The organism is Paenibacillus chitinolyticus NBRC 15660, from assembly GCF_000739915.1.
In the GTDB taxonomy this organism is placed as follows: Bacteria; Bacillota; Bacilli; order Paenibacillales; family NBRC-103111; genus Paenibacillus_F; species Paenibacillus_F chitinolyticus.
Window position 1 is genome coordinate 13,574 of sequence record NZ_BBJT01000010.1, and the last position, 23,560, is coordinate 37,133.

At 50.0% G+C, this 23,560-nt stretch carries 34 protein-coding genes; all 34 read left to right on the forward strand.

Going from position 1 to position 23,560, the window contains the following annotated elements:
* Nucleotides 1-24: 24 nt before the first annotated feature.
* A complete protein-coding gene (locus PCH01S_RS21390) occupies nucleotides 25-339 on the forward strand; it encodes a hypothetical protein (protein ID WP_042232893.1) in 315 nt (104 codons plus the stop codon).
* Entirely contained in the window at nucleotides 320-916 is a 597-nt protein-coding gene (locus PCH01S_RS21395; RefSeq protein WP_042232895.1) for an HNH endonuclease, read from the forward strand. Before PCH01S_RS21390 ends, PCH01S_RS21395 begins: the two co-directional genes overlap by 20 nt.
* Nucleotides 906-1,136, forward strand: coding sequence for a hypothetical protein (locus tag PCH01S_RS21400; protein WP_129112522.1), 231 nt, complete (start codon nucleotides 906-908; stop codon nucleotides 1,134-1,136). Before PCH01S_RS21395 ends, PCH01S_RS21400 begins: the two co-directional genes overlap by 11 nt.
* Nucleotides 1,137-1,630: 494 nt before the next feature.
* Nucleotides 1,631-1,921 carry a hypothetical protein gene (locus tag PCH01S_RS21405; RefSeq protein ID WP_042232899.1) on the forward strand — a complete coding sequence of 97 codons (291 nt, stop codon included), beginning with the start codon at nucleotides 1,631-1,633 and terminating at the stop codon, nucleotides 1,919-1,921.
* A 40-nt stretch (nucleotides 1,922-1,961) separates the two neighbouring features.
* The gene (locus PCH01S_RS21410; protein WP_129112521.1) at nucleotides 1,962-2,207 is read left to right on the forward strand and encodes a DNA-entry nuclease; all 246 of its coding nucleotides are present in this window, start codon (nucleotides 1,962-1,964) and stop codon (nucleotides 2,205-2,207) included.
* Between the two features lie 183 nt (nucleotides 2,208-2,390).
* Nucleotides 2,391-2,840, forward strand: a complete 450-nt coding sequence (locus PCH01S_RS21415) for a hypothetical protein (RefSeq protein ID WP_129112520.1) — start codon at nucleotides 2,391-2,393, stop codon at nucleotides 2,838-2,840.
* Between the two features lie 58 nt (nucleotides 2,841-2,898).
* On the forward strand, nucleotides 2,899-3,117 hold the full coding sequence (locus tag PCH01S_RS21420) for a hypothetical protein (RefSeq protein ID WP_042232901.1): 219 nt from the start codon (nucleotides 2,899-2,901) through the stop codon (nucleotides 3,115-3,117).
* A 28-nt stretch (nucleotides 3,118-3,145) separates the two neighbouring features.
* Entirely contained in the window at nucleotides 3,146-3,361 is a 216-nt protein-coding gene (locus PCH01S_RS21425; RefSeq protein ID WP_042232903.1) for a hypothetical protein, read from the forward strand.
* A 33-nt stretch (nucleotides 3,362-3,394) separates the two neighbouring features.
* The gene (locus PCH01S_RS21430; RefSeq protein WP_042232905.1) at nucleotides 3,395-3,649 is read left to right on the forward strand and encodes a hypothetical protein; all 255 of its coding nucleotides are present in this window, start codon (nucleotides 3,395-3,397) and stop codon (nucleotides 3,647-3,649) included.
* Between the two features lie 33 nt (nucleotides 3,650-3,682).
* Complete coding sequence (locus PCH01S_RS21435) at nucleotides 3,683-4,303, forward strand: hypothetical protein (RefSeq protein WP_042232907.1); 621 nt, start codon at nucleotides 3,683-3,685, stop codon at nucleotides 4,301-4,303.
* Between the two features lie 25 nt (nucleotides 4,304-4,328).
* Nucleotides 4,329-4,631 carry a hypothetical protein gene (locus tag PCH01S_RS21440; RefSeq protein ID WP_053228765.1) on the forward strand — a complete coding sequence of 101 codons (303 nt, stop codon included), beginning with the start codon at nucleotides 4,329-4,331 and terminating at the stop codon, nucleotides 4,629-4,631.
* Between the two features lie 249 nt (nucleotides 4,632-4,880).
* Nucleotides 4,881-5,117: a hypothetical protein gene (locus PCH01S_RS21450; RefSeq protein WP_042232912.1), complete on the forward strand. Its 237-nt coding sequence runs from the start codon at nucleotides 4,881-4,883 to the stop codon at nucleotides 5,115-5,117.
* A gap of 27 nt (nucleotides 5,118-5,144) precedes the next feature.
* The gene (locus PCH01S_RS30950) at nucleotides 5,145-5,321 is read left to right on the forward strand and encodes a hypothetical protein (protein WP_164977149.1); all 177 of its coding nucleotides are present in this window, start codon (nucleotides 5,145-5,147) and stop codon (nucleotides 5,319-5,321) included.
* 32 nt (nucleotides 5,322-5,353) lie between these two features.
* Nucleotides 5,354-5,656: a hypothetical protein gene (locus PCH01S_RS21455; RefSeq protein WP_042232914.1), complete on the forward strand. Its 303-nt coding sequence runs from the start codon at nucleotides 5,354-5,356 to the stop codon at nucleotides 5,654-5,656.
* A gap of 32 nt (nucleotides 5,657-5,688) precedes the next feature.
* On the forward strand, nucleotides 5,689-5,850 hold the full coding sequence (locus PCH01S_RS30625) for a hypothetical protein (RefSeq protein ID WP_156972855.1): 162 nt from the start codon (nucleotides 5,689-5,691) through the stop codon (nucleotides 5,848-5,850).
* 545 nt (nucleotides 5,851-6,395) lie between these two features.
* On the forward strand, nucleotides 6,396-6,773 hold the full coding sequence (locus tag PCH01S_RS21460; RefSeq protein WP_042232916.1) for a hypothetical protein: 378 nt from the start codon (nucleotides 6,396-6,398) through the stop codon (nucleotides 6,771-6,773).
* A gap of 333 nt (nucleotides 6,774-7,106) precedes the next feature.
* Nucleotides 7,107-7,259 (forward strand): hypothetical protein, encoded by a 153-nt coding sequence (locus PCH01S_RS30955; protein ID WP_164977148.1) that lies wholly within the window; start codon nucleotides 7,107-7,109, stop codon nucleotides 7,257-7,259.
* Nucleotides 7,234-7,821: a tyrosine-type recombinase/integrase gene (locus PCH01S_RS21465; protein ID WP_042232918.1), complete on the forward strand. Its 588-nt coding sequence runs from the start codon at nucleotides 7,234-7,236 to the stop codon at nucleotides 7,819-7,821. Before PCH01S_RS30955 ends, PCH01S_RS21465 begins: the two co-directional genes overlap by 26 nt.
* A 246-nt stretch (nucleotides 7,822-8,067) precedes the next feature.
* Nucleotides 8,068-8,856: a phage terminase small subunit gene (terS, locus tag PCH01S_RS21470; RefSeq protein ID WP_042232920.1), complete on the forward strand. Its 789-nt coding sequence runs from the start codon at nucleotides 8,068-8,070 to the stop codon at nucleotides 8,854-8,856.
* A complete protein-coding gene (locus tag PCH01S_RS21475) occupies nucleotides 8,849-10,246 on the forward strand; it encodes a phage terminase large subunit (RefSeq protein ID WP_042232922.1) in 1,398 nt (465 codons plus the stop codon). The genes terS and PCH01S_RS21475 overlap by 8 nt, the downstream gene beginning before the upstream one ends.
* Before the next feature lie 14 nt (nucleotides 10,247-10,260).
* Nucleotides 10,261-11,565 (forward strand): phage portal protein, encoded by a 1,305-nt coding sequence (locus PCH01S_RS21480; protein ID WP_053228766.1) that lies wholly within the window; start codon nucleotides 10,261-10,263, stop codon nucleotides 11,563-11,565.
* A gap of 38 nt (nucleotides 11,566-11,603) precedes the next feature.
* The gene (locus tag PCH01S_RS21485) at nucleotides 11,604-11,798 is read left to right on the forward strand and encodes a hypothetical protein (protein WP_042232925.1); all 195 of its coding nucleotides are present in this window, start codon (nucleotides 11,604-11,606) and stop codon (nucleotides 11,796-11,798) included.
* Nucleotides 11,799-11,884: 86 nt separating this feature from the next.
* Nucleotides 11,885-12,913 carry a 3-oxoacyl-ACP reductase gene (locus tag PCH01S_RS21490; RefSeq protein ID WP_241688715.1) on the forward strand — a complete coding sequence of 343 codons (1,029 nt, stop codon included), beginning with the start codon at nucleotides 11,885-11,887 and terminating at the stop codon, nucleotides 12,911-12,913.
* 1 nt (nucleotide 12,914) lies between these two features.
* Entirely contained in the window at nucleotides 12,915-13,913 is a 999-nt protein-coding gene (locus PCH01S_RS21495) for a hypothetical protein (RefSeq protein ID WP_042232930.1), read from the forward strand.
* Nucleotides 13,914-13,983: 70 nt separating this feature from the next.
* Nucleotides 13,984-14,295: a hypothetical protein gene (locus tag PCH01S_RS21500; protein WP_042232933.1), complete on the forward strand. Its 312-nt coding sequence runs from the start codon at nucleotides 13,984-13,986 to the stop codon at nucleotides 14,293-14,295.
* On the forward strand, nucleotides 14,292-14,882 hold the full coding sequence (locus PCH01S_RS21505) for a hypothetical protein (RefSeq protein WP_042232935.1): 591 nt from the start codon (nucleotides 14,292-14,294) through the stop codon (nucleotides 14,880-14,882). Before PCH01S_RS21500 ends, PCH01S_RS21505 begins: the two co-directional genes overlap by 4 nt.
* Before the next feature lie 8 nt (nucleotides 14,883-14,890).
* On the forward strand, nucleotides 14,891-15,463 hold the full coding sequence (locus PCH01S_RS21510) for a hypothetical protein (RefSeq protein WP_042232938.1): 573 nt from the start codon (nucleotides 14,891-14,893) through the stop codon (nucleotides 15,461-15,463).
* The gene (locus PCH01S_RS21515) at nucleotides 15,460-16,041 is read left to right on the forward strand and encodes a hypothetical protein (protein ID WP_042232942.1); all 582 of its coding nucleotides are present in this window, start codon (nucleotides 15,460-15,462) and stop codon (nucleotides 16,039-16,041) included. The genes PCH01S_RS21510 and PCH01S_RS21515 overlap by 4 nt, the downstream gene beginning before the upstream one ends.
* Before the next feature lie 4 nt (nucleotides 16,042-16,045).
* Complete coding sequence (locus PCH01S_RS21520; protein WP_042232944.1) at nucleotides 16,046-16,480, forward strand: hypothetical protein; 435 nt, start codon at nucleotides 16,046-16,048, stop codon at nucleotides 16,478-16,480.
* Nucleotides 16,481-16,493: 13 nt separating this feature from the next.
* On the forward strand, nucleotides 16,494-16,664 hold the full coding sequence (locus PCH01S_RS30630) for a hypothetical protein (RefSeq protein WP_156972856.1): 171 nt from the start codon (nucleotides 16,494-16,496) through the stop codon (nucleotides 16,662-16,664).
* Nucleotides 16,665-16,676: 12 nt separating this feature from the next.
* Nucleotides 16,677-17,462 (forward strand): hypothetical protein, encoded by a 786-nt coding sequence (locus tag PCH01S_RS21525; RefSeq protein ID WP_042232946.1) that lies wholly within the window; start codon nucleotides 16,677-16,679, stop codon nucleotides 17,460-17,462.
* Nucleotides 17,463-17,518: 56 nt separating this feature from the next.
* Nucleotides 17,519-17,848 (forward strand): hypothetical protein, encoded by a 330-nt coding sequence (locus PCH01S_RS21530; RefSeq protein ID WP_042232948.1) that lies wholly within the window; start codon nucleotides 17,519-17,521, stop codon nucleotides 17,846-17,848.
* A 299-nt stretch (nucleotides 17,849-18,147) separates the two neighbouring features.
* On the forward strand, nucleotides 18,148-22,752 hold the full coding sequence (locus PCH01S_RS21535; RefSeq protein ID WP_053228767.1) for a phage tail tape measure protein: 4,605 nt from the start codon (nucleotides 18,148-18,150) through the stop codon (nucleotides 22,750-22,752).
* Nucleotides 22,749-23,546 carry a distal tail protein Dit gene (locus PCH01S_RS21540; RefSeq protein ID WP_053228768.1) on the forward strand — a complete coding sequence of 266 codons (798 nt, stop codon included), beginning with the start codon at nucleotides 22,749-22,751 and terminating at the stop codon, nucleotides 23,544-23,546. Before PCH01S_RS21535 ends, PCH01S_RS21540 begins: the two co-directional genes overlap by 4 nt.
* The last annotated feature ends 14 nt before the right edge of the window (nucleotides 23,547-23,560 follow it).

Here is a 23,560-nt window from a genome sequence, read left to right on the forward strand (position 1 = left end):
AATGCGTAGCGAGGATTCGGAAATATGACAGCCGCGGCCCAAAGTCCATATGCCCGTATGGGAAACACGAACAAGCGAGGGAAGGCCGTTATTGGCGGCAAGAAGCATGATAGGCGGCGGATCGAAAACAAGGTGCCGGTCCAATTGGGTGAGTTTGTCGAATTGATCCAGGAACAGGTTATCGATTTGGATTATACAATTCGGATGCTGTTTGTTGAGTTAATAGCTCAGGGTTTTGCGGATCACGAAGTGATTATGCATAGTCAGGCGATTTTATTAAAGGCAATCCAGAAAGCGTCAAGCGCGGAGGTGATGTTGAATGTTCAAAAAAAAGCGTAAAGAAGTGGCTCCTTGGCGGCAAGGCATAACCGCCCACCACAATCGGCGGCCGTCCAAGGCAGACCGAGCGGAGTTTCCGACGACAGTCATCAAGGAGTTGATTCAGGAAGCCGATGGGCGGTGCCAGTGTTGCGGCCTGCTGCCGGATACCACGACGCACCATGTAATGCCGCGGGGACGGGGTGGCCGTGGCGTCAAGACGAACGGCATGCGGTTGAACGGCGTCTGCCATGACCGGATTCAAACAAACGAAGAAGAATTGCAGTACTGGATATCTGAATGGACACGCCGGTACGGCCCTTATTTTTGGTATGACGCGCAAGACTTCGAGGAGTTGGAGAAACGAAAGGCCAAGGAATTTCAGATGCACGAGCAGGCCGAGCGTCTTCAGCCGGTCATGGAACTGCTGTCCAATGCTACCGGCCGCAAGCTAAAGCCGAGTGAGCGCCGCCTAGTTCACGAGATTGGGGCGAAGCCGGACCGATTGATGGTATTTCAGCAGCTACTGCAAGATACCGTCGGACCCGGGATAACCAACATGGACAAGCAATTCGGATATGGCCGATTTGATGATTAAGGCCGGGACGTTTTGGGTCTGGACGGAGCAGGCGGAAACCGCACGGCCCGAATGGTTTGCAGGTCATCCCGTATGGTCGGATTACTTACACGCGGCACCGGCGGAATGGGTGCAGCAGGGATTTGTCCGGGAAGCGACGACAGAAGGCCAGATCGAAATAAGCGAATTTTTGGACCTGGATGGTCTGAAAAACAAAAATGCCCCGGCCTATTTGGGATAGGAGCCGGGGGCATCGTCAAAACACCTTACGGCAACTATACCACGTTTTAGGGAGTTTATCTACGATCAGCATACCAAAAATAGCTGCCGGTTTGATCGGGGTTATTTGACTTCTGGATGAATAGGAGGGCAATATATGGAACTTGTGATTGCAGACTGTGATCGTTGCGGGAAACAGAAGGAATGCGTTCAATTCGTCGTGCAAGAGTTCGCGGAAAGTCCCGAGGCATACCCGGATTATGAAAATTCGAACATTTGCGCCAGATGCATCGGAAACATGCTGGCGCATGAGGAAACATTTTGATAGGAGCGTGTATTGGAAATGACCAAAAAAATGCTGAAATGCCCATACTGCGGAGCGCATTGGGTGGAACTCGATAAAGACGAGTGCGGAGAAACTTACACGCTGGAATGCGAAGATGGCTGCGGTAAGCAATTCGAAATGTACTTTGACGCAAGTTGAGTAACACAGAAATACATGGGAGGAAATTAGAAATGAGCAGAACGTCATTTAACTCAAGCCGAGAAGCATATGCATACATCCTTGAAGAACATGAAAAAGCAAAGGAATTACTAGAAAGAACAAAGTTTGATATATCGTACTTGTGGATGAACATAACAAAAGGAAATTTTGAAGATGATTCAAAACAAGAACACGCTCTAAAGGAATTGGGGTATCTAGCGAAGTCCTCTTATAGTTTGGCAGATTCTGCAGCTAGACTTTCAAATCTAGCAAAGGCTTTATCTGCTTACTTCGCGGATGAAATCAACGGAAGTGTAGATTGATTATTTGTAACACAGAAATACATGGGAAGGGGAGTTCGGTTTGATAGCTGAAATTCAATATGACGGCCTAGGCCGGATGAAGTATCATCCCGATTTTCCTCCGAAACACGGTCAGCCGTTTTCGGAGGAAGAGCTTTGCTACCTTGCAAAATACTATAAAATTGATGGCCGCTTGTCTGTTTCTCTGGCGCTTGACCGTCCAGAAGGGTCAATTCAAAAGAAATACTTGTCTCTAAAAAGCAATGGAATGTTGGAGCGATACAGCGAACTCGAATACTACAGTTGAGGTGATGACATGCTGCTGCTTGTTAGCGGAGCTACCCAAACCGTAAAGAGAGTATCGGGAGATTCGGACAATATCGGCGGGCTACTCACTCCCCGAGCAGGCAACCTATCATACTATACAACGAGTGGCATTCCGTGGGCGGCGGACAATGATTGCTTCAATGGATTCGATGAGAATCGGTTCATGAGCATGCTAGATCGCATGCGAGGATCGAATCCAACATTTGTTACTGCCCCCGATATTGTTGGTGATGCAATGGGCACGTTGGATATGTTTTTACACTGGGAGCCAGTGATTCATTCATACGGTCTTCCTATAGCCTTCGTCCTCCAGGACGGTCAGGAAAAACTATGTATGCCCTGGGGGAAGCTTGATGCTGTATTCATCGGTGGATCAACGGATTACAAGCTTGGACCGGAAATCAGGTGGTTAGTGCGGGAGGCGAAGTGGCGAGGGAAATGGGTTCACATGGGCAGGGTCAATAGCCTGCAGCGGTTGTCATATGCGAGGGATATTGGCTGCGATAGCGTGGACGGGACGGGTTACAGTCGTTTCCCTGATGCTAACATCCCGGAAGCTCTCAATTTTCTGAAACACGAGCAAATCACGTTGAATATTGACGAGGCCTTATGAACTCGGCTGAACACAGAAATACATGGGATAGTCTAAACATCAACTAAGGGAGGGTTATATGAAAGCTATTCAAGGGTTCCAGATTGAGGATATCGACGGCTGCGAGTTTGTGCAAAGCACGAATATAGGCAAGTTGATGATTTCCCATCACCAAGATTTTGACGGCTATTATACTGGCATGATCCACGTCATTTATCCAGACGCATCACATGAAGCGATCACACGGGAAGAATCACAGAGCATGCTGGACAGCGGGGAATGGCTTGTAGTTCGGTAAACATCAACTAAGGGAGGGTTTATACCGCGTGAAAAAAGAAGAGATATCGGAATTAATGTATAGGTTGTACATCGCCTGCGATCAAGCGCCCTACGATACAGATGTCAAAGAATTAATACAATCCGCGCCCATTAAAATGCAGAAAGAATTCATTTCACGTATGATACAGGAAAAATTATGGGACATACACCCGGACGAAGAAGACCTTGAAGCAGCCCGGAAACTTACGGGTTATGACGGTTAGTTTGAACACAGAAATACATGGGAGGGTTTATAGATGGGAAGAGGAGCCGGAGCAGGGCATGAAAATTACGGGAATAATCGGATGTATTGGATTGCTTCCACCAATGTAAACGGAACGATATACTGCGCCAAGGTAATATGTGTATCTGCTCGATCTGCACTAGTTCAGGGATCGGGCGAACTCGAAAAAATGTTAAAAGAAGACAAAATTAAACTGCCTGATGACTGGACAGTAAGAGTTGTGTCGGAAAAATCAGAACATGCATTTTCCAAACTGGATTCTATCTAGGTAACACAGAAATACATGGGAGGTATATCAGCTATGAAAAAAGCAACGAAACGCTTTAGGAAGAAATATTTGTCCCGTGCTGCCAAGTCCATAACTACGGGGAAAATAAGCAGGTTTCATATTCTGCGGGCAAAGAATGAAATAAATCTAATGTTTGACCGGGGATACTTGAACGTCTTCCGGCCATGGTGGTATGACCAGAGCGACCGTTGGAACGAATTGGACTTCAGGGTTGAATATAAGAAACATGCCCTAGCTACTGCTGCGGAGATCGAGAACAAGACGAGAATAAACCTTAAAAAGCTGCAAGAGGATTATGATCGGTTGCCAAAACATCCACCTCGCATACGAAAGTACCGAGAGCCGAAGCCCCAACCGATCCGCAAGCTGAAGAACCCAGAAGAGTTCAAAATAATAGTTCTTGAAAATGGCGTTAAAAAGGTTCTTTCGGTAATCGGGGAAAAGGTTTTCGTTGTTCGAGGCTATGATTTCTTTATCCGACATGACGGAACTTTTTGGGTCGTGTCAGACGTTAAGACGGGCGCGGCCGTCTCTAAGTCAGTGGGCTACAAGGATGCGGTGGCCGTGGCAAAGAAGCGAATCGAAGAAAATTTCGATCAATATCTAAAGATTTTAGAGAAGTTTGCAGGCTAAACATCAACTAAGGGAGGGTTAAACGATGGGTCCAGGAAGGCCGGCCAAAGAATGTGAAAACGAAGAATTGGTATTTGAGTTTGAGAACGCATGTCGCGGTGGGGATTACGAGTTTGCGCCGGAATACCGCGAAGAACTTTTGCAACGACTCACAGCGACTCCGCGCCCGATAGATGAATGGCATGAAGATGACGGCACTGTGCTGTGGTGGTCATTTCCGATTGAAGAACCGCCATATTGCGGGTCTCCGCTTGACGCAGATTGGCCCGGCTATCACACGCATTGGACTTCGCTTATTGTTCCGGATAATCCGAAAGGGCAAACCTAACACAGAAATACATGGGAGGACGGTGTGCATGGGATGTACCAAGATAAGTGCCCTAAATGCGGAAATGATAATCTGAAAATCTATGAACAAATAGCGATCGGACGGATCGTTTCCGCCAGAACAGGCAAGGTGCTAGAAAACAAAGGCATTATGGAAGTAACCTGCTGGAACTACCTTTGCAAATGTGGCTGGGCAGGGGAGATCCACGCTCAGTAATCTAACACAGAAATACATGGGAGGTTTATACCTATGGCACGGCTGAAATTTGAAATGTGGAAAGACGGGGACGGAAATATCATGTCCAGGTTTACGGACGGAAAGGGCCGCAGCACAGACTCTTACTGGTGCGGCCCACCCGAGTCAATTGACCATGTGGGGCCGGAATATCTACCGCAACGCCATAGGCATCCAAATGTAAGAGGCGGCCGTCATATCGAGTTTATCAAGAGACAGTACAAGATTGAGGTCGCAAAAGTGCGGGTTTAACACAGAAATACATGGGAGGGTTTATAGATGGAAATTGGAACAAAAGTAATCATGGTGAACTGCTACGAAGCAAGAAAGTACCCGGATAAGGTTTGGGTGACGCGGAGTAACCCGTGGGAACTAGGGCATGGAGCGAAGGTCGTGCTGCTTGAAGGAAAGAGCGGGGGATTTTCGGTTGACTGCTTGAAGATCGTTGAAGAATGAATCCAAACATCAACTAAGGGAGGGTTTAAAGAATGGCTGTAAGCGCAATTGCGTTTAAGGCAAGAAATAAGGAAGGCCGTTATCTGTGCGATGGAGTCGAATGCGGCGATTGGGAGGACGAGTATCTTGATACATTGATCCTATCAGACGCCACGTTGATCATCCGGAACGACCTATCCAAACCAGACAATGACGATATCGAAGATTTCTACAAGTTCATAGCAAGCCTCCCGTTAAGTAACGATGTCACTTTTATCAAAGAGCATTACGATCCGGTAGAAGTTACGTTGTCTGAAGAAGATTTGAAAATAGTTCGGGAACGAAACGACTGGTAAGCCAGGAACATCAAATAGGGGAGTGGTTATATATGCGAAAAATCATTTTTAACTGGTATCTCGCACTGGGAAACACGGAGCGAGAAGTAGTGGAATTTAAGGATGATACAACTGAGGAGGAAATCGAAAAAGCTTTTGACGACTGGGTGTGGGACAGAATTGGTTCTGACTTCTGGAGAGAAGAAGAAAAGTAACATCAACTAAGGGAGGGTTATACAGTGAGCATGCAGGACGGTACGGACGACCAAAGCAAAGTCGGAGAAATTGTCCAGCAGATGATAGATTCATCGGATCATGGCGTTCACACTAAAGTTTATGTCCATCGAGACGAAGAAGGTTACTGGTATATAACGCTTGATCATAAATGACCAAACATCAACTAGGGGAGGAAATCCCTCCCCATATAGGAGGAACAGATATGAGCAGACCGATTAAGTATAAATTCCCTCACTTACTGGAGCAAAAGGGAAATATCCAATGCCTAGCGGATTAAGGATGTTAAAGCAAAATGGCGATCATCTTGCAAAGCTACGTTTTAATGCAAAAGTGGGACATGTCATTAGGGTAGGAGGTGTTTTATATGTGATAGATTCCGTGGCAGTAAAGGAAAGGGTTTGTTATGCGAAGCCGGTCATGAAGATAGAGAAATAACAAAAGCCCTCGATATCGTTGGGGAGCGGGTTCCGAGGGCGGCGCTATACTCTCAATTCCAATATATCATATGGAGGGTTGAGAGGGAATGTCAGTTATGTACATGATGGAAGAGCTTTTTCCAAAGGCAACAAAGGCCGATATAGCTCGGGCTAAAGAAGACCTGCGAAAGTATAGAGAAGACAAGCAGAAGGTCCTTCTCTTCGAAAGCGAACCTCCTGAAACGGAGATACAAATTAGAAGGCAAGCGGCTTTGATTAAATCAACTCGTCGTATAGAAAGGGCAATAAGCCAGATTACCTTTGCGGACGTTCGCAGCGTGATGGAGTATCGGTTTCTAAAAGGTAATTCCCGAGCAGCAACAATCCTGTACTTTAGCGGCTGGCACTGCTGCGAAAAAACAATAGACCGTAAAATTACGGAGGGTATTCTTTCAGTAGCAGATACCCTGCTTTACTTAGACTGAAAAATGTCCATTTTCTGTCCAATTGTTGTCCAAACGCTGTCCACAAAATGTCCGTTACCTGGGGTTACAGTAGATTCACGGAGCCGAAACAAGGCTCGGGTGATGTCTACTGTAACCCTTATCAACGTAGGCACTCGGCTAAGCTGTGGGACTTAGGTCCTTAGACGTAAATCGTCAAGGGTTTGGTGTGAGGTAGGGTTTAATGCCCTTTTACAAAAGTCGGGAATAAACGAAAAATCATGACGATCATGCTTTGTCGTTTGCTTCTGTGATTGCGAGGACTCGTTATATGTAACGGGTCTTTTTTCTATTCCAAACAAAGGGGGCGCGTACATGGACGGAATACGGGTAAAAGACCCTCCGCAGCAGCCACTTGTCTGCAAGGGCTGCATATGGGGCCGCTGGGAAGCAGCCAGCCAGTTTTGCAGCAAGCAAGTTTGTATCCGAGGCGGTGCGGTGTATGAAGTCAGTTCAACCAATCCGTGATAAAGCAATTATCGAGGCGATAAAAAGGGATCTTCGTCTACAAAGTGAGCGAAATTACATTTTCTTCTGTCTCGGCATTTATAGCGGCCTGCGCGTGTCGGATTTACTCAATCTTCGGGTGGGTGATGTTCGAAGCAAAAGTCATATTGTCTTGATTGAACAGAAGACCCGGAATACAAAAAAGCTAAGAAAAGAGCGGAAGTTTATTATTCATCCAGATTTAAAGCCTGCGCTAGAATCATACATTGCAGGCAAACGGGATGAAGAGTACTTATTCCCGAGCAGGCAGCGGAAGAAGAAGACCGGCATATCTCAGCAGCCTTTCCATCGGACGATGGCTTACAAGGTTCTGAAGAATGCGGCACAGAAATACGGACTTAAGGAGATCGGCTGTCACACAATGCGAAAAACGTGGGGCTATCACCTGTATGTTCAGAATCCTCGGAACCTAGCGTTACTAATGAACATGTTCAATCACAGCGAACAGAGCATCACTTTGCGCTATTTGGGCCTGACACAAGACGCCATGGATGAAGCAATTTCGGATTTGAGTTATTCATAAAAACACCATTGTTGCACTCATTTTCTGAAAATGGAAATCAGCTAAGAATGACAAGGATTTCGTCGTTTTAACGAGTGCAACAGAATATAGGTTGTGATGCACTCAAATACCAGAAAATAGTGGAATACGGCCCTTCGCGGCCTCGGTTTGAAGAGAGTGAAAAAGCAGCTCAAAACACCTTAATCGAAGAAATTACGAATAAACGTGAATTCCAACTCAATTCGTCATGGAGGTGGGTGTAATGTAATGTCGAGAGAACGAAGTCCGGCGCGGCAAAGCGCCTTGAAAATGTGGCTGGACAGCGGCCGAGAGTTAAAGCCGAAAGAAATCGCGGCGAAGCTCGGGGTCAGCGACGCCATGGTTCGAAAGTGGAAGAGCATCGACAAATGGGAAGAGCAGCCGGACCCGAAACCGCGGCGTCGCGGTGCGCCGGGCGGGAACAAGAACGCGGTCGGTAATCGCGGCGGCCCGGGTGGTCCCCCGGGCAATTCCAAAGCGGTGACACATGGACTGTTTCGAAAGATACTCCCGGATGATCCTTCGTACCTGGAGATATTCGACGCAACCGAAGACATGACCCCGCTGGACATGCTATGGCATCAAATACGTATCGCCTGGACAAACATCATGGATGCCCAGCGCAAAATGTTCGTAAAGAGCAAGGACGAAATGATTAAAGAACTGAAGAAACAGAAGTTCGAAGTTCACAGCACCGGTCGCGGGAAGAATAAAGAGCTTCACCAGATCGTCACCGAGGAAGAATTCGAATTTCAGTTTGCTTGGGACCGGCAGGCGACGGCGCTCAATGCCCAGACTGCCGCGATGGCTCGGCTTGCATCCATGATCCGGCAGTACGAGGACATGCTGAGAAGCCTGCCGCCCGAAGACGTACTGGAAGAGCAGCGCTTGCGGGTAACCAAGCTGAAAGCAGAAGTGGATATGCTGAACAAACCGGGCGAAGGCGCGGAAATGTGGACTTCAGCCATAGAGGAAGTTGCTGCGCGGCGCAAGGGGATGAGAAAAGTTCATGAGTAGCAAGCCTTTTAACGTTGCGGTGGACCTAATCGACCTATATTGGGATGATCCTCCGGCCTTTGCTGAAGACATGCTCGACTTTCACCCTGACCCGTGGCAACGGGCGGTTATGATGGACCTCGCCCAAAATTCACATGTGAGTGTCCGATCCGGGCAAGGTGTAGGAAAGACTGGCTTGGAAGCAGCGATAACGCTTTGGTATCTGAGTTGCCGCCCATATCCAAAGGTAGTTTGTACCGCGCCTACAAAGCAGCAATTACATGATGTCCTTTGGGCTGAGATAGCCAAGTGGCTAAACACGTCCAAGATGAATAACTTCCTGAAATGGACCGCAACCAAGATATACATGGTCGGGCAGAAGGAACGTTGGTTCGCAACGGCGCGTACAGCAACCCGGCCGGAGAACATGCAGGGATTCCACGAAGATTACATGCTGTTCCTTGTGGACGAAGCTTCCGGGGTGGCCGACCCGATATTGGAAGCGATTCTCGGTACACTGTCTGGACTGGAAAACAAGCTCTTGATGTGCGGCAACCCAACGCGAACAAGCGGGATCTTTTACGACTCGCACAACCGGGACCGGGCAGATTACAAAACGCATAAGGTGTCGTGTCTGGACAGCCCGCGGACAAGCAAAGAAAACATTGCCAAGCTGAAGCGTAAATACGGGGAAGGCAGCGACGTGTACCGGGTCCGGGTAGAAGGCGAATTCCCCCGGGGTGAATCGGATTCGTTCATTGCCCTGGAATCGGCCGAGCATGCCAAGAGCGTCCGGTGTCAGCCTTCCGGAACAAAATTGTATGTGGGTGTTGACGTGGCCCGGTTCGGAGACGATGAAACATGCATCTACGGCCGTATTGGCGGGAAGGTGCTGAAGTTCCACCATCACCACAAACAGGACACCATGGTAACAACCGGATGGGTTATCCGGCTCATTAACGAGCTGCGGGCAGAACATCCGGTCATCAGCGAAGTAGAAATACGGATTGATGACAGCGGGGTCGGCGGGGCCGTTACGGACCGGCTGAACGAGATCAACAGCGAGAAGCAGCTCGGATACACAATCATCCCGGTAAATAACGGATCGTCTTCCGATGATGAGTCCTACGCCAATAAAGGGGCGGAGACGTGGGGAACCGTGAAGGATCTGCTAGAACAGAACATGACCAATTTCGTATTGGGCCTGCCGGGTGTACTGGAAGTGCCGGACGACGAAAAGCTAATCGCCCAGCTCACAACAAGGAAGTGGCGTATGAATAGCTCCGGGAAGATCCTGCTGGAGCGTAAAGAGGAAATGAAGAAGCGTGGGCTGCCGTCACCGGACAGAGCCGACGCTTTTGTTCTGGCCTTTGCAGACATCCAAGTTAAATCGGGATTTGCATTTGGTTAAAGGAGGTGAGAATTTTGGGTGTCTGGTCATGGGTGACCAACTTTTTACAGGGTGGCCGGGTAAAGAACGAGCCGGAACGCCAAACCGATAGCTTCCCCTTTCCATTCGGCTTTCTGGGCGGACGGGGAACAAAGCAATCAACGCCGAAGCGTACACCGGCCAACCTACGCCTTTTAAGTGAATCACCAATACCAAGGCGAGCAATCAACATTATTAAGGACGGTATCACAAAGCTGAATTGGTCAGTGACAGCCGTTAACGAGGAAGACCAGGAGAAATATCAGCCCCTTTGTACGCTCATTGAAAACGTACTGAAGAAACCGAACTCTTCCGACTCATTCCGCCTTTGGTTGGAGCAGATCGTGGAGGATATGCTTGTAGCAAGTGCTGGGGTTTCGGAAAAGGCAAAAGCTGGTGATGTTAAACATCCTCTACGCTTATATCCAGTGGATGCGTTCTCCATTGAATTGTATTCAAATTGGGATGGGAAGCCGAACTCATATCGTTATGCTCAAAGATCCGACGGGAAACAAGTAGATTTGAAGGATTCGGAGTTAATGTATATCAGAATGAATCCGCGGTCCAGCACACCATTTGGATTGAGTCCACTTGAAACGGTATGGGAATCAGTCACAAATTTTATAACGGTTCACCGAACTTCAAGTACAAAGGCAAACACAAACGAGCAGATCATTAATTTAGGGAAAGGCGCAACTCCTGATGATGTGAAGGCGTTTAGAGCCTTTTGGGAATATGAAGTCAAGGGGCGTGGTCAAACTCCAATTATCAGCGGAGAAAGTCCGTCTGTCTTGAATCTTGGTACAGCGGACGACAAAGCACTTCATATCGAATGGCAACGATTTTTAATTGAAATCGTCGCGACAGCCTTCGGGGTTTCTCCTAAAAAGCTCGGGCAGACGAAAGATGTCAACCGGAACACGGCAGACAGCGAAAACGACGACACAAACGATACCATCTTCTCAATTGCTGAAAATATCTCAGAACACATCAATAACGAGATCATCGACGGCTTTTTCAAGATGGGCGATGTACTCGAATTCAAGTTCCTTTATGCCACATCGCTGAAGGAACTGAAGCAGAAAGCGGAAATCGATGCAATGTATCTGGATCGTGGCGTAGATACGCCGGATGAAGTCCGAAACGACCGCGGCAAGAAGGCGTTGCCGAACAAACACGGCGAGATTGTTATCCGAAGAGGATACAACGTCCACGGCATCAACAAACCATTGGATGATCCAAGGCCAGGGCCGGAAGTGCCGGAGGATACGGGCAAAGAAGATAAGGGTGTTCCCGATTGATTTCGGTTCGTGTTATGATCGAGGTAGGAGGGGTTTATATGCGAAGATTTAGGGTAACCGTGGTTCCTGATGTCGTAAAGAAGTTAGGCAGACAACAAGCCGAAAACGATGCTGAAGTATACCTCAAAGAAAATATACGAGAAGCAGGCGAAGACGAAAATAAGTATGCAATTAAGTGCCATATTGATGTGCGCACACAACAATTGATTTGTAATGCCACCAAGGTAAATTAAGTCGCTCAAAAGGGCGACTTTTTTATTTACAGATGAAAGGACACTTGAATTAACCGAGTGTTCTTTTTTTTGTGCTCGGAAAGGGGGTGAAAACACTGTTACTGAAAATGAGCAGCGCGATTAAGCCCCAAGGTTTTTACCTGGAGGCATCGGACAAGCTGGAGCATCCCAACAAACTGCCGTTTAAATGTGCGCTCTTTGCCGTGGACAAGCCATCGGATGGACCGCCGGGTGGAGCCGGTGGGAAGCGAATCCGAATATCATCGACGGTCTGTGAAAAGCACATCCACACCTTTGTAGGCATGGCGCTCAATATCGACTATGAGAACGGCATGCAGGACCACAATTCCCGGTTCAAGGTTGCCGTCATCGAAAAAGCGTACCTATCCATGGACGGCTTCGCCATGGTCGAGGGTTACATTTATGCAAAGGATTTCCCGGATGTCGTGGGAACGATCCGGTACTATAACGCGCTGGCAGCCGAAACCGGCTACACCGAGTATCAATTCGGAGCCTCGCTGGAAATGGAAGCTTCCGTCGTGCCGGCCGCCGACGACCCTGAAGGGTTGCTGGATGTCGTGGATTACTGCGGGACCGGCGCGGCTATTTTGTTTGCAGAAAGCGCGGCTTACAAAACGACGCGGTTTGCCGCAAAACATAAACCCAAGGAGGAACAAAAAGTGAACGAAGAAGAACTGAAAGCTATGAAGGAAATGCTGAAGAATGTTGCCGCTGGCATCAGTACGCTGACAGCGAGCGTGCAGAGTGTGGCGTCTGAAGTGGGGACCATCAAAACGGAAGTCGATCAGATTAAAGCGGCCAACGCGGAAGAGAAGACGAAAACGGGCCTCCAGCTTGCACAGGAACGGGCGGAAGCAGCGGAACGCGAGTTGGCCGATTTGAAGGCTGCGGCCAAAGATAAACCAGAAGACGGAGCGCGTAAAACGTTGTCTGCTTCTCAGCTCCTTTCTAAATATGGAGGGAAATACGACCAAGATGAAATGGATGCAAGTACTTTCTGTGCTGCGGTTGATAAGCTTGGACTTCCGACCCATGAATCGCTGAAATTAAAACTCCAAGCAAGAAGAGATCTTTCCGAGAAGGAGACAAACTAATATGAATCGTGTTGGTATCGCAAGAGCAGTAGATATTTCAGCAGCTATGCAGTTCCAAGGACCGGGAACCCTGATTACGGATGATTTTCAGCGAGAAATCACGGATGCTTTGCGTCGAAACTCTATACTTGATGGGCGTCTTAATTACACACCTGCAACGGGAGACATTTCGACCTACTACGAACAAAATACGATCAACGGAGGACAAGCTGTCGATCCAAGAAACCCAACATCTACAGCAACGAGCAACCCGCGTACGCCTCATGGTCTCAAGGTAAAGGCAATTACCAATGAGGTTAATTTCGGACACTATGACTTGAAGCTCGGGCAGCAGCAGAATAATTTCGCAGAACTGAAAGCAAAAGACCTCAACGACATGTTGAACGGAATTGGACTGACGCACGCTCGTATGTTGTGGCGTGGGACGGACACAAATTTGGTATTGCCTAACACATTGGAGTATGTAGGTCTTGCAAAACAAATTACGAACACGTTTACCGTTTCTGTAACAGATTCGATAATCACGGCGATTCGCGCAAAAGTCGCCGCAATGATTGCGAGCGAGAAGTACGAGCTGATGCCAACTGCCATATACATGAACCCAATCGCCCACCACTATTTGGAAGTTGAAGTGGAACAATCGGGAAATAGTCAAACTCAAATTAGTCAACTATCTAAAACGACGGTTGCTGGAATCGAAGTAATTGCCATTATGACCGCAGCAGGTATACTGCCTATTATTCCCGAACCGTTCATGCCCGCCGAGGTTAACGCCACCGACAATAAATTGACGGATTACGGCATTGCCATCGTCACGGAACCCATGATCGAATATCATTATGTCGGCGAAAAAAACATGTACCTATTCCAAATGGGAACGACAACAAATCTACGTGAGGATTATGTGGGAATCAAGTACGGCGCACCAGTCGCAAAAGGGCCTTCCTACGCGCATGCGTACGGTAAAGTGACGCGTCCGACAATTGCGGCAGTAGGCTAACCATAAACACATCACCAGACGGCCAAAATGGGCCGTCTGAGTCATTTATAAGCGAAGGGAGAATGTGAACATGACCAAGGCTAAAAATGCGAAGGAACAAGAAGAGGGGATTGAACCAAAGCAGGATGACGGAGTAGCTCTCCAAGGCGTGGATTCCTCACAAAATCTCGATCAAGAGAAGGCTGGCCCAGATCCAGCAGCAAACGAGCCGGATAATAAGCAGCCATCGAACGAAACGGTCCAGCTTATCGGCACAGACAGCGAGAGAACAGGCTCCCACACCCTGTTCTATGAGGGCGCGGCCCTGAACTTTATCAATGGGGAAATTGAAGTGAAGGCCGAGCTTGCGGCCAAGCTGCGGGAAGCGGGTTTTGTAGAATGAGCGCCTATCTAACGCTGGCGGATACCGATTATGTCAGCCCGAGCGTTACCCTGAACCAATCCTTGATCGTGCAGGCATCCTCCATCATTGACGGCCTGTGCCGCCGTAGCTTGGAGGTTACCAGTTACACGGAGCGGATACCACTTGTCGATTCCCTGCCGGGCGGTTCGGGCTATCAGCGGGGGCATTTGACCTATTTCCCCGTGGTGGCCATCATATCGGCAAAGGGGCGGCCGCAATACAACGCCCTGAGCGGCAATTTCTTTGGTCCTCCTGGTTTTGAAGATATCGCGGACCTGAGCGTTATCGATGTGGACAAGCAAACCGGGAGTGTGGCGTGCGGGTTCAACCCGTTCGGCTCCCCGTACAGCGAATTGGAAGTGACGTATACGAGCGGATGGGAAGTGATTCCCGATGCCATCAAAGCGGCGTGCGGCCTGTTCATCAACCAACTGGCGGCCAACCCGAACGCAAACGTGAAATCTAAAAAGGATTTCGATTTCTCGATTGAGTACTTCGGAAACAGCTATGTAACGCCGGACATCGCGGACCTGCTGCGTCCGTTCATCCTTCACTCGTTCAGGTAGGTGAGGCTATGTTCTACGACTTCTCACACCGACATGCCTCTTGCCTGCTGGATGGGCAGCCATCCAAGGTGATTCTATCTCGTGAAAATAGGGGTGGTTCACTGGCATCCAAAGAGCTTGCCTATAACGGCGTATTCGCGCCGGATTCCCCGGTGAAGACCGGTTCACATATAAGCGCCGATGAAGCCTATTTTGTTCTGAGCGTGCGGCCGACAGCCGAGGCGGACAAGTACTGTTCGTTGCTCAAAATCAATACCAAGGTGGAGGTGCAGCGGTGGGCGGCCCTATTTGATGCGGAAGAGCGTCACATGGGGTCGGACTTCCTTCCGGTTGTGGCAGACGTCCCGGCCGTCGCGCAATTTGTGACGGCGCGGCTACGGCAAGATGATGCCGGATTACTCCCCACAACCGCCTATGTTTTGTATGTTCAAAATTCGGTCGATGTAAGGCGACCGCAGGACAAGGACCTCACATCACCAGACCGGGTCCTGCTGAACGGCCGGGGTTATCAGGTGGACGCGGTGGACGACATCAAGGTTCCCGGCCTGCTGCATGTCCAGTTATCGGAGGACGTGCGATGACAGACGGGTACAAGGGATTCAACGCAGAAAAGGCCAGCCGAGACATGGAAACCGCGTTATCAGTGCAAATCGCCGGACTGTGCGGGCTTGTCCTTCAAACGGCGAAATCGAATGTCCGGTATTATCCCGAGGTGCGGAATCACCTGGAGCGGCAAATATTCGTCCTGGCCCATGAAATGATAGCCGGGGAAGTGACGGTGGATTACTGGCAGGCATGGTTGGAGCAGTTCGGGAAGGGGTCCAAAATGGCCGGGTCATCCGAGAACCCGGGATTAACGAGCTACATGAACTCGGACCTATGGAACCGGCTCCGGCCGAGCGGAAGCCGGGTAGTGGTCGGCCGGAAGAAGGGGAATTACCGAAGCATTGACGGAACTGTTCGGTTATCCGGCGGTTCATACGCCGGGGTTGACCTGGAGGAGTTGGCGGCGCGGGGCGACATCGATTCATCTTACGGGCCGACACCGCCGAGTTACTTCCTCCGCGCCGCCTTGCAAGCAAACCGAAACCGGATTCTGCAAGGGCTGCAAGAAGTCATTGAAGGCTTCCCCTATCACAAGTATTTCGAAATGGGGTGAGTCTATGAGCGTTGAACTGACGGATGCCATAACCGGCACGCTGAAGAGCGACGACGAATTGAAGGGCCTTCTCGGGGTCATGCCAAACGCAACACCGGCGCAATGGCTACCCAAATTGACCGTTGGGATGGAGCCGGAAATTACGATCAGCAAAGATACCGTGCCGCATTTGTGCGTGTTCGATAAGCCGGGCCGGTTCTCAATGAATCCCCTGGTGTATGAAGGGAAATTTTGCGTGGACATCTATGCAAAGACGGCCGCACAGGCCAGACAGATCGGGTCCCGATTGTTTCATCTGCTGCATGATCGGCAGATCATGAAATCGGGATTTCGGTCTTTTCTTTGTGTCCTTGCATACGAGATCGACTTTGCGACCGGCATTACAGGCGTTAAGGGATATCAAGTCATTTATGACGTCGATTACATCCGAATGAACTGAAAGGAGGGGGCCTATGGCACGAGCCGGGCAAAAAGAAACCGAATGGGACATTCTAGTCGCGGAGAAACAGCGGCTTTGGAACGAAGTGAAGGCCCTGCCGGATTTTGTGCAATCCGAGCAGTACCGGCGAATTGAAGAAATCGACGCCGACCTATGGCGGATCAAAAATAGCACGAAAAATTAAGGAGGAAAATCGATGCAACCATTAGTTTTTGACGGCGTAGGGACGATTCAAACCTATGGCCTGGACGGAAAGCTGAAATACGTCGAAGGTAAAATCAGCAAGGTGACCATGCAATTTCAAACCGATTGGGACCGGGTGATGGGCGGCGACTCCGGTTATGCGTTTCACTACACCGCGAAGGATTTGCAGGACAAGGTGAGCTTCGAAGTCCCACGCTATTCGACCATCCTGGCGGAAATCTCCCAAGGCGCGGATACGATCACCGGCGAAGTGAAGTTCGACGAGAATGAAGAAGGCATTCTCGATTCGACCAACGGGTATACAGTCAAGGCCCCAACCAAGTTCGGCGGCACCTTCGTTCCGGGGAGCGATGCCGTGTATCTTAAAGACGCAAACGGGAAGCTCACAGAATTAACCCGGGCGGCGTCGGCCCCGACCGCGTTGCAATATGCAATCGATGCTACCGGTAAGATTACATCCGACGCGGCAAACGACAATAAAAATATCATGGTGACCTATAAGTGGTCCAAAACCGATGGTACGCGCAGCGGCTTCAGTGGAAAGCGCCGTCCGGTACCAATCAAGTTCGTGCATCGGTTCGAATTGACGGATGACAAGACCGGCAAGTCCGTACCGTGCCAACTCACGATCTATAAGGCGCTTGGGGGCGGCACACTCGATGCCTCCCAAGAGCGGAAGAAGCCGACGACAAATACCGTAACGCTTGAAATTATGGACCCGGATATTACGCCGGACAATCCGGAAGGTTACGCTGCTGAACTGATTTTCGGTATCTAAAAATAAAACGCGAAGCCTCCTGTATAACAGGGGGCTTTTATAAAAGGAGAATGGTTATGCCTGAACTGAACATGAACGAATCCATGAACATCGGTCCTGAAATCAAGCTTTATGAGGGATGCACGAAGCACTTGAAAATCGGAACGATTAAACTCATTCGGCAAGTTCGCTCGATGACCAAGGAAATTCGCTATCAATTTATGTACTGCATCGGCCGGGGCGTGGTGGAGAAAGACGGCGTAAAGACCGATTTCGACGCAGAGGAAGCCCGGTACAAGGAAATTTTTCAACTGTTGGTCGTTGAAGGTCTCACCGACGACGAGTACGAGCAAATCGACGAAAACGGCCTTGCTGAACTGGACGGGCTGCTGAGTCGATTTCTTTAAAGAGTCATTTCCCCCTGACCCAAACGGAGAGGACGAACCCGAGGATGAAGCAGAGACAGCCGGACAAACGGACTGGCTGGAGCTTTGGGCGCTTTGTGTCAGCATCGGGATATCGGATGCAGAGTGGCCGAATATGACTATCCCGAAAATACGAGCGCTAATGAAGGTTCGTGACAAACAACATGAGTTTGAAGTCGTTCTCCATGGTGGGGAGATTAAGAAGAAAAAGGCCAAGAAAGCCAAATTCCTCTCGGATCTTGGGATATTCAGATAAACAAGCAAGGGGGTGAATATTTGAAATGGCAATGAACGAGAAGGATGTCGTCGGCGCAAGGCTGAAACTGGACACCTCGAAGCTACTGCCAGCCTTTCAGGTCATCGACGGAGGCGCCAAGAAAAACGCCGAATCTTTCCGGCTGCTGAATAACGAAATCGCCCAGACGGAGCGGGTGTATGGCGATCTGGCGAAAGCCATGGATAAGTCAGCTTTGTCGGCTGAAGAGCGGCGGAAAAAGATTCTGGATGAATCCAGAGCGCTCGTTGAACAGCGGACCGCGCAAGCGGAGCTTTTGCGGGCCAAAAAGGAATCACTGGAAGCGACAAATCAAGTCGTTGAGGCCAAGCTCGCCACACAAGAAGCAATCGTCAAAAAACGGAATCAAGCGATTGAGCAGCAGGAGCGGGAACACCTTCAGCGGATGCAGACGCTTCAGAGCAAGTCCCAATCCGCGAGCAGCCAGGAGGCACTTGCCCAGGCCAAGCTTGACCAGAAATTACAGCAAATCCAACAAAGCAACGCTCGGGAAGAGCGCGAAGCGGAGCGGCATGCCCAGCGGATGAACCAAATTTCCCAGCAGACCGGCCAGATGGTGGCAGGTCCTTCGATTGCCTCCAATCTGGGTGAACGGTTGCAGCAGGCGGCGCTTCATGCGACCGTCTACCAGGGTATTTACGCCGCGATCCATGCGACGCAACAGGCGATCCATGACGGCCTCGTTAAGATCGAGTCGAACATGGCCGGTTACGTGCAGACCAACGAACATTATTTTGTCTCCTTCAACAAATCGACCGGCGAAATGGTGATGAACACCCAGCGGTTAAACGAAGAAACCACCAAGTTCATCCAGACGGCGCATGACCTGGGGGCCGACATTAACGACGTAACGGAATCGGCGCGGCTATGGGGCCGAATGTACAAAGACGTAAACGTTGTGCAGGAAATGGTCCGGCAGTCCACCAAGCTCTCCACGGTAGATATGGTGGCTCTTTCCGACTCCACGAAGATGATGGAGGCCGTCATGGCGCAGTATGCCGTCCATATCGGCAACGCCAATGACGCGATGGTGATCGGAAACCGGGTGCTGGATAGTTGGTCCAAGGTGGCGCACGATACCATGGCCCCGGCGCGGGATCTTGGAGCGGCCTTCGAGCGGACCGGTAAGATTGCATCCGAAACAGGTGTCTCTTTCGACTTTATGAACGGCCTGATTTCAGCCGGTATTCGTAATACGGCCCTGTCTGGGGAAAACTTGGGGAATATGTGGAAAACCGTACTCGGGACCATTCGGACGGACAAGGCCGTCAAGGAGCTTGAAGAATTGGATGTCAGAACAAAGGAGGTCGTTAATGGTGTCGAACAATGGCGAAAAGCGGAAGATATCTTGCTGGATCTGTCCGTGAAAGTCATCGACAAAAACTATGACCTCACGAAGTCTTACGCGGATATTTCCCGAGGCGTCTATCAATTCGCGAAACTTGCCGCATCCCTTAACGTGGGGGATATCTTGCTTGGGCAGTCGGCTTCGATCAACTCGACCGGCAGTACCATGGAGTATTTAAAGGTCCAAATGGATACCATCGAGCGGAAGGCCAAGCAGACAAAAACGTCCCTGCTGGCGATCTTTAATCAAGCGGGGGAAGACGGACTCCGCACGACCATTAAAAATGCGCTCGATGTCCTGGACCAACTCTTGATCGGACTGACGAAAGTTCCGAAGGAGGTCTACCAAGGCACCGCGGCGCTGGCCGGGCTTGTCGTGGCGTATAAAGCCATTTATCAACCGATCATGTCTTGGGTGGCCGCCGAGAGGGCTTTGTCCGCGGCAAAGTCGATTAGCATCATGGCAACCAATGCCGAAACCACTGCGATTTATGCACAAACTGCGGCAATGGCGCAGGCCGCCAGGATGACGGCGCTTGCCACCGGAGGCTTGACGCTGCTTGTAGGTGTTATCTCCCTATACGTCTTTAATCTGGGCGCGGCGGAGAAGGCAGAGCGAAACCAACGCGAGGAAATGGAAAAGAAAATCGCGGTTCAAGAGCAGATGATAAACCAAACCGAACGGCAATCCGAATTCCTGACCAAAGCGATTGACGTCAGAAACCAACTCACGCAAGCGCTCAAAAATCAAAGCCTCACGGAAGAGCAAAAGAACAACATCACAAATCAACTTAGTAAAACGGAGCAGGCCATTACCGCCGTCATCGGGGAAGAAGGTCTTCAACGCTTAAAGACAGCGGGCTACACCAAGGAAGCGATCCAAGCGGAAAAAGAGGCCATCGAATCGAAGCGTCAGGTGATGATAGCCGCGTCCAATGAGATGATCCGTAAGGATCAGCAGGAAACGCAAACACGGATTGCCGAAGCGAAAAAACGTATGGCTGCTATGGGCGAAGAAATGAAGGTCCTACAGGCGCGGGCGAATATGCAAAATTCCTCCGGTGTGTCCAGTATCAAAAAAAGTGTGTTTGGCTTCTTTGGTCTAAGCGTGCCGGAAACCTACACGGAACGCCTGCTTGGTGAAAAACAGAATGAATACAACAAGTTGCAGGACACAATCAACGAAGGAAATGCACGATTAAACGAGTTAAGCGGCAAGCTTGTTGATAATGCGAGCAAGTCACTTGATCCATTATCCGGCATGAGTGGGAAGGGCGAGCGTAACGATTCCACGGAGGACCAAAAGAAATCTTTCCAAGCCGAAATGAATAAATATCGGCATTTGGTCAACATGAAGAAGGAAGGCTACGTCAGCGCGGCCGACCAGGCGAAGCAGCTCAAAGCGATCCGGGACAAGTATAAAGGCTCTCTTAGCGAAGAAGACCTATACGGCATTGATGAAGACATTTTCCGCGCCGGTGAAGGGGTATCAACGAAGGCGAAGGGTTTCTCCGCGGGGAAACAGCCGAAGGCACCGAAGGCACCGAAACAGCGGGAACCGTATAAATTCCCACTCGACGCCATTGATAAGGACATCAAAGAGGCAAAAATGGTTGTTGATTCCGCGGATTCCGTGATTGATTTCTACAACGCGAAACGCGGCGCGATGTCTGGTGTGATCGATGATTATGCCCAGCGGATCGAACTGTTCGATAACCGACAAAAGCAGCTCCACGTTTCCAACGAGAGCTTGCGGGCCTCGCTTGGAGAACTGCAAGGGAAGCAGGCGGAACTGAACCGGCTGTACAAGAATGGAACCATCACGCTCGACGAGTATAACCGGTTTTCAGAAGATGTGACGACGCGCATTGCGTCCCTCACAAAAGAAATTGATGCGAACTCCATTGCGTGGTGGAACGATGCCAAGGCCATCAAAGAGGTAAAAGAGCAGCAGATCCAAGACTCCTTCGAATTCTCGGAAAAGTGGATTTCCCACCAAAAAGCTATCGGGGAGCTGGCGGCCGAAGGGGAGCTTGCCGCCTGGAAGCGGGTGCAAGCCCGGTATCTGGAAGGAACCGAACAGCGCAAGCGGGCGGACGAGCAGGTTTATGCGGCGAAGAAGGCACTCATGCAGGAAGAAGAATCCCGTCTGAAGGACAAGGCAACCAAAGAAGAAAAGAGCGTCGAAGAATCCTTCAAGACGCAGAAAAAGCTTCTGAATGACCTGAAGAAAGCCGAACTTGATGCAATCAAAACGGCTCGGGATCAGTACGTTGACGCGCAGGACGCAAAAATCAAGGCGCTTGAAAAGCTCATCCAGCTTGAAGATGAGTCCAACGAAGATGATGACTATGAAGCGGAGCTTGCGAAGAAGAAGGCTCGGGCCAAGCTGCTTGAAGATGCGGTCGGGCCGGAAGGCAAGAAGGAACGCCGTGATTTGCTCGTTGAAATCGAGAAGATGGAGGAAGAACACCGGCGCAAGCTCCGCAAGCGTGGCCTGGAATCTCTCAAAGAACAGTACCAGGAAGAGAAGACGGCGAAGGAAAAGGAATTCGACGAGAAAAAACAGGCCGTCGAAACCCATTATGATTCCCTGCTGAACGTCTTCGACCAATTCAAGAACGACGTTGAAGGTCGCGCCGAAGCGCTGAAGCAACTCCAAATTCTGAAGGAAAGCGAGAAGAACGCGGAGATTTTAAAGCAGCTCGACGCATTTATCGATTCGTATAAATCCAAGATGACGACCATCGCCGGGTATGCACCGGCTGACGGCGGGGAAACCGAGCGGGAAAGGGATCTTCGCACCTACAACAGCAATATCGACAAGTGGTATGCCGGGGATGATGCGGAGAAAGCGCGGGTACATGACGAGAATCAGCATTTGCGCTGGAAGTACGGCATCGAAGAAGACACGGGCAAGCTCCAGCACTTCAGCGAAGGCGGAATCGTGCGGGGGAAACCTGGGGACGCCGTGCGAGTCGTAGCGCATGCCGACGAACTGATTTTGAACCCTGCCCAGCAGGGGAATTTGTTCCGGCTGCTGAATATGGGGATGCCCAAGATTCAATATGACACCTCCACCTACTCCAAGCCTGCGGAGATCATTCAGAAAATCACATACAACTATGAAATCAACTCGGGGGATGTTAATTTGTCCGATGAGGCAGATATCAAATCCTACTGGCGGGAGCGGGACGTTATGGTGCGGCGCTTTCAATCGCGGGGAGGGGTGAAAACCGTATGATCGATGCAACCGTGAACGGAGTTAAATTTTCCGACATAGGACTCGGACTCATCCGGCATAACATCCCCGTTCTGCCACCGACCAATGACTACACGCTTGAAATCGCTGGCCGGGACGGGGAAATCAATTTCGGCAGCTCATACCAAGCGCGCACCTTTGAACTGGAATGCGTCGTTATGGCAAACGATCCGACATTAGACTACCACGCCAAGATTGCCAACATCGCCGGGTTGTTTAACGCCAAGCGGGGAGAATTGGAGATTACCTTCAGCGACCTCCCGGGGCGAAGATACATGGCCCGGTATGCCGGATCGATGGAAATCGAGAAGCTGCTGTTCGACGGAAACGTCACCATTCCCTTGAAGATGGACGATCCGTACGTGCAGAGCTTGTACGATACCAAAGCGAAGGAATACGGACAAGGGCTGGAGTACGGCCAGCTTTACGAGTATAGCGACTATTCGGTGCAGATATCTTCCAGCAGCCAGTCTTTTACGATCCGAAATACCGGCAATGTCGATGCTGCCCCGACAATACGTATATCGGGGGCCTTCACTAATTTATCGCTTTCCGACGGCCACAATGTACTGACCATCACCGACACTTGTACGGCCAGCGATGTATACGAGATCGACGGCCACCACTACACGGTAAAAAAGAATGGGATTAACGCCTACGCCAAGAGCAACGGCGTTTTTTTTACGATTCCACCCGGGGCGACGACGTTTATTTCGACGGCAACGAACCCGGACTTTAAGGTGGAGGTCATATTCAGGCACAAATATTTGTATTAGAAAGGAGCGTAGTA

What these genes read in the sequence shown, in the direction of transcription:
- PCH01S_RS21505 (WP_042232935.1), top strand. Translation starts at nt 14,292, where the DNA reads ATGAGCGCCTATCTAACGCTGGCGGATACCGATTATGTCAGCCCGAGC.
- PCH01S_RS30625 (WP_156972855.1), top strand. Translation starts at nt 5,689, where the DNA reads ATGCGAAAAATCATTTTTAACTGGTATCTCGCACTGGGAAACACGGAG.
- PCH01S_RS21415 (WP_129112520.1), top strand. Translation starts at nt 2,391, where the DNA reads ATGAGCATGCTAGATCGCATGCGAGGATCGAATCCAACATTTGTTACT.
- PCH01S_RS21535 (WP_053228767.1), top strand. Translation starts at nt 18,148, where the DNA reads ATGGCAATGAACGAGAAGGATGTCGTCGGCGCAAGGCTGAAACTGGAC.
- PCH01S_RS21515 (WP_042232942.1), top strand. Translation starts at nt 15,460, where the DNA reads ATGACAGACGGGTACAAGGGATTCAACGCAGAAAAGGCCAGCCGAGAC.
- PCH01S_RS21420 (WP_042232901.1), top strand. Translation starts at nt 2,899, where the DNA reads ATGAAAGCTATTCAAGGGTTCCAGATTGAGGATATCGACGGCTGCGAG.
- PCH01S_RS21540 (WP_053228768.1), top strand. Translation starts at nt 22,749, where the DNA reads ATGATCGATGCAACCGTGAACGGAGTTAAATTTTCCGACATAGGACTC.
- PCH01S_RS21520 (WP_042232944.1), top strand. Translation starts at nt 16,046, where the DNA reads ATGAGCGTTGAACTGACGGATGCCATAACCGGCACGCTGAAGAGCGAC.
- PCH01S_RS30950 (WP_164977149.1), top strand. Translation starts at nt 5,145, where the DNA reads ATGGAAATTGGAACAAAAGTAATCATGGTGAACTGCTACGAAGCAAGA.
- PCH01S_RS30630 (WP_156972856.1), top strand. Translation starts at nt 16,494, where the DNA reads ATGGCACGAGCCGGGCAAAAAGAAACCGAATGGGACATTCTAGTCGCG.
- PCH01S_RS30955 (WP_164977148.1), top strand. Translation starts at nt 7,107, where the DNA reads ATGGACGGAATACGGGTAAAAGACCCTCCGCAGCAGCCACTTGTCTGC.
- PCH01S_RS21510 (WP_042232938.1), top strand. Translation starts at nt 14,891, where the DNA reads ATGTTCTACGACTTCTCACACCGACATGCCTCTTGCCTGCTGGATGGG.
- PCH01S_RS21395 (WP_042232895.1), top strand. Translation starts at nt 320, where the DNA reads ATGTTCAAAAAAAAGCGTAAAGAAGTGGCTCCTTGGCGGCAAGGCATA.
- PCH01S_RS21455 (WP_042232914.1), top strand. Translation starts at nt 5,354, where the DNA reads ATGGCTGTAAGCGCAATTGCGTTTAAGGCAAGAAATAAGGAAGGCCGT.
- PCH01S_RS21460 (WP_042232916.1), top strand. Translation starts at nt 6,396, where the DNA reads ATGTCAGTTATGTACATGATGGAAGAGCTTTTTCCAAAGGCAACAAAG.
- PCH01S_RS21530 (WP_042232948.1), top strand. Translation starts at nt 17,519, where the DNA reads ATGCCTGAACTGAACATGAACGAATCCATGAACATCGGTCCTGAAATC.
- PCH01S_RS21525 (WP_042232946.1), top strand. Translation starts at nt 16,677, where the DNA reads ATGCAACCATTAGTTTTTGACGGCGTAGGGACGATTCAAACCTATGGC.
- PCH01S_RS21430 (WP_042232905.1), top strand. Translation starts at nt 3,395, where the DNA reads ATGGGAAGAGGAGCCGGAGCAGGGCATGAAAATTACGGGAATAATCGG.
- PCH01S_RS21440 (WP_053228765.1), top strand. Translation starts at nt 4,329, where the DNA reads ATGGGTCCAGGAAGGCCGGCCAAAGAATGTGAAAACGAAGAATTGGTA.
- PCH01S_RS21390 (WP_042232893.1), top strand. Translation starts at nt 25, where the DNA reads ATGACAGCCGCGGCCCAAAGTCCATATGCCCGTATGGGAAACACGAAC.
- PCH01S_RS21475 (WP_042232922.1), top strand. Translation starts at nt 8,849, where the DNA reads ATGAGTAGCAAGCCTTTTAACGTTGCGGTGGACCTAATCGACCTATAT.
- PCH01S_RS21465 (WP_042232918.1), top strand. Translation starts at nt 7,234, where the DNA reads ATGAAGTCAGTTCAACCAATCCGTGATAAAGCAATTATCGAGGCGATA.
- PCH01S_RS21495 (WP_042232930.1), top strand. Translation starts at nt 12,915, where the DNA reads ATGAATCGTGTTGGTATCGCAAGAGCAGTAGATATTTCAGCAGCTATG.
- terS (WP_042232920.1), top strand. Translation starts at nt 8,068, where the DNA reads ATGTCGAGAGAACGAAGTCCGGCGCGGCAAAGCGCCTTGAAAATGTGG.
- PCH01S_RS21450 (WP_042232912.1), top strand. Translation starts at nt 4,881, where the DNA reads ATGGCACGGCTGAAATTTGAAATGTGGAAAGACGGGGACGGAAATATC.
- PCH01S_RS21500 (WP_042232933.1), top strand. Translation starts at nt 13,984, where the DNA reads ATGACCAAGGCTAAAAATGCGAAGGAACAAGAAGAGGGGATTGAACCA.
- PCH01S_RS21435 (WP_042232907.1), top strand. Translation starts at nt 3,683, where the DNA reads ATGAAAAAAGCAACGAAACGCTTTAGGAAGAAATATTTGTCCCGTGCT.
- PCH01S_RS21485 (WP_042232925.1), top strand. Translation starts at nt 11,604, where the DNA reads ATGCGAAGATTTAGGGTAACCGTGGTTCCTGATGTCGTAAAGAAGTTA.
- PCH01S_RS21405 (WP_042232899.1), top strand. Translation starts at nt 1,631, where the DNA reads ATGAGCAGAACGTCATTTAACTCAAGCCGAGAAGCATATGCATACATC.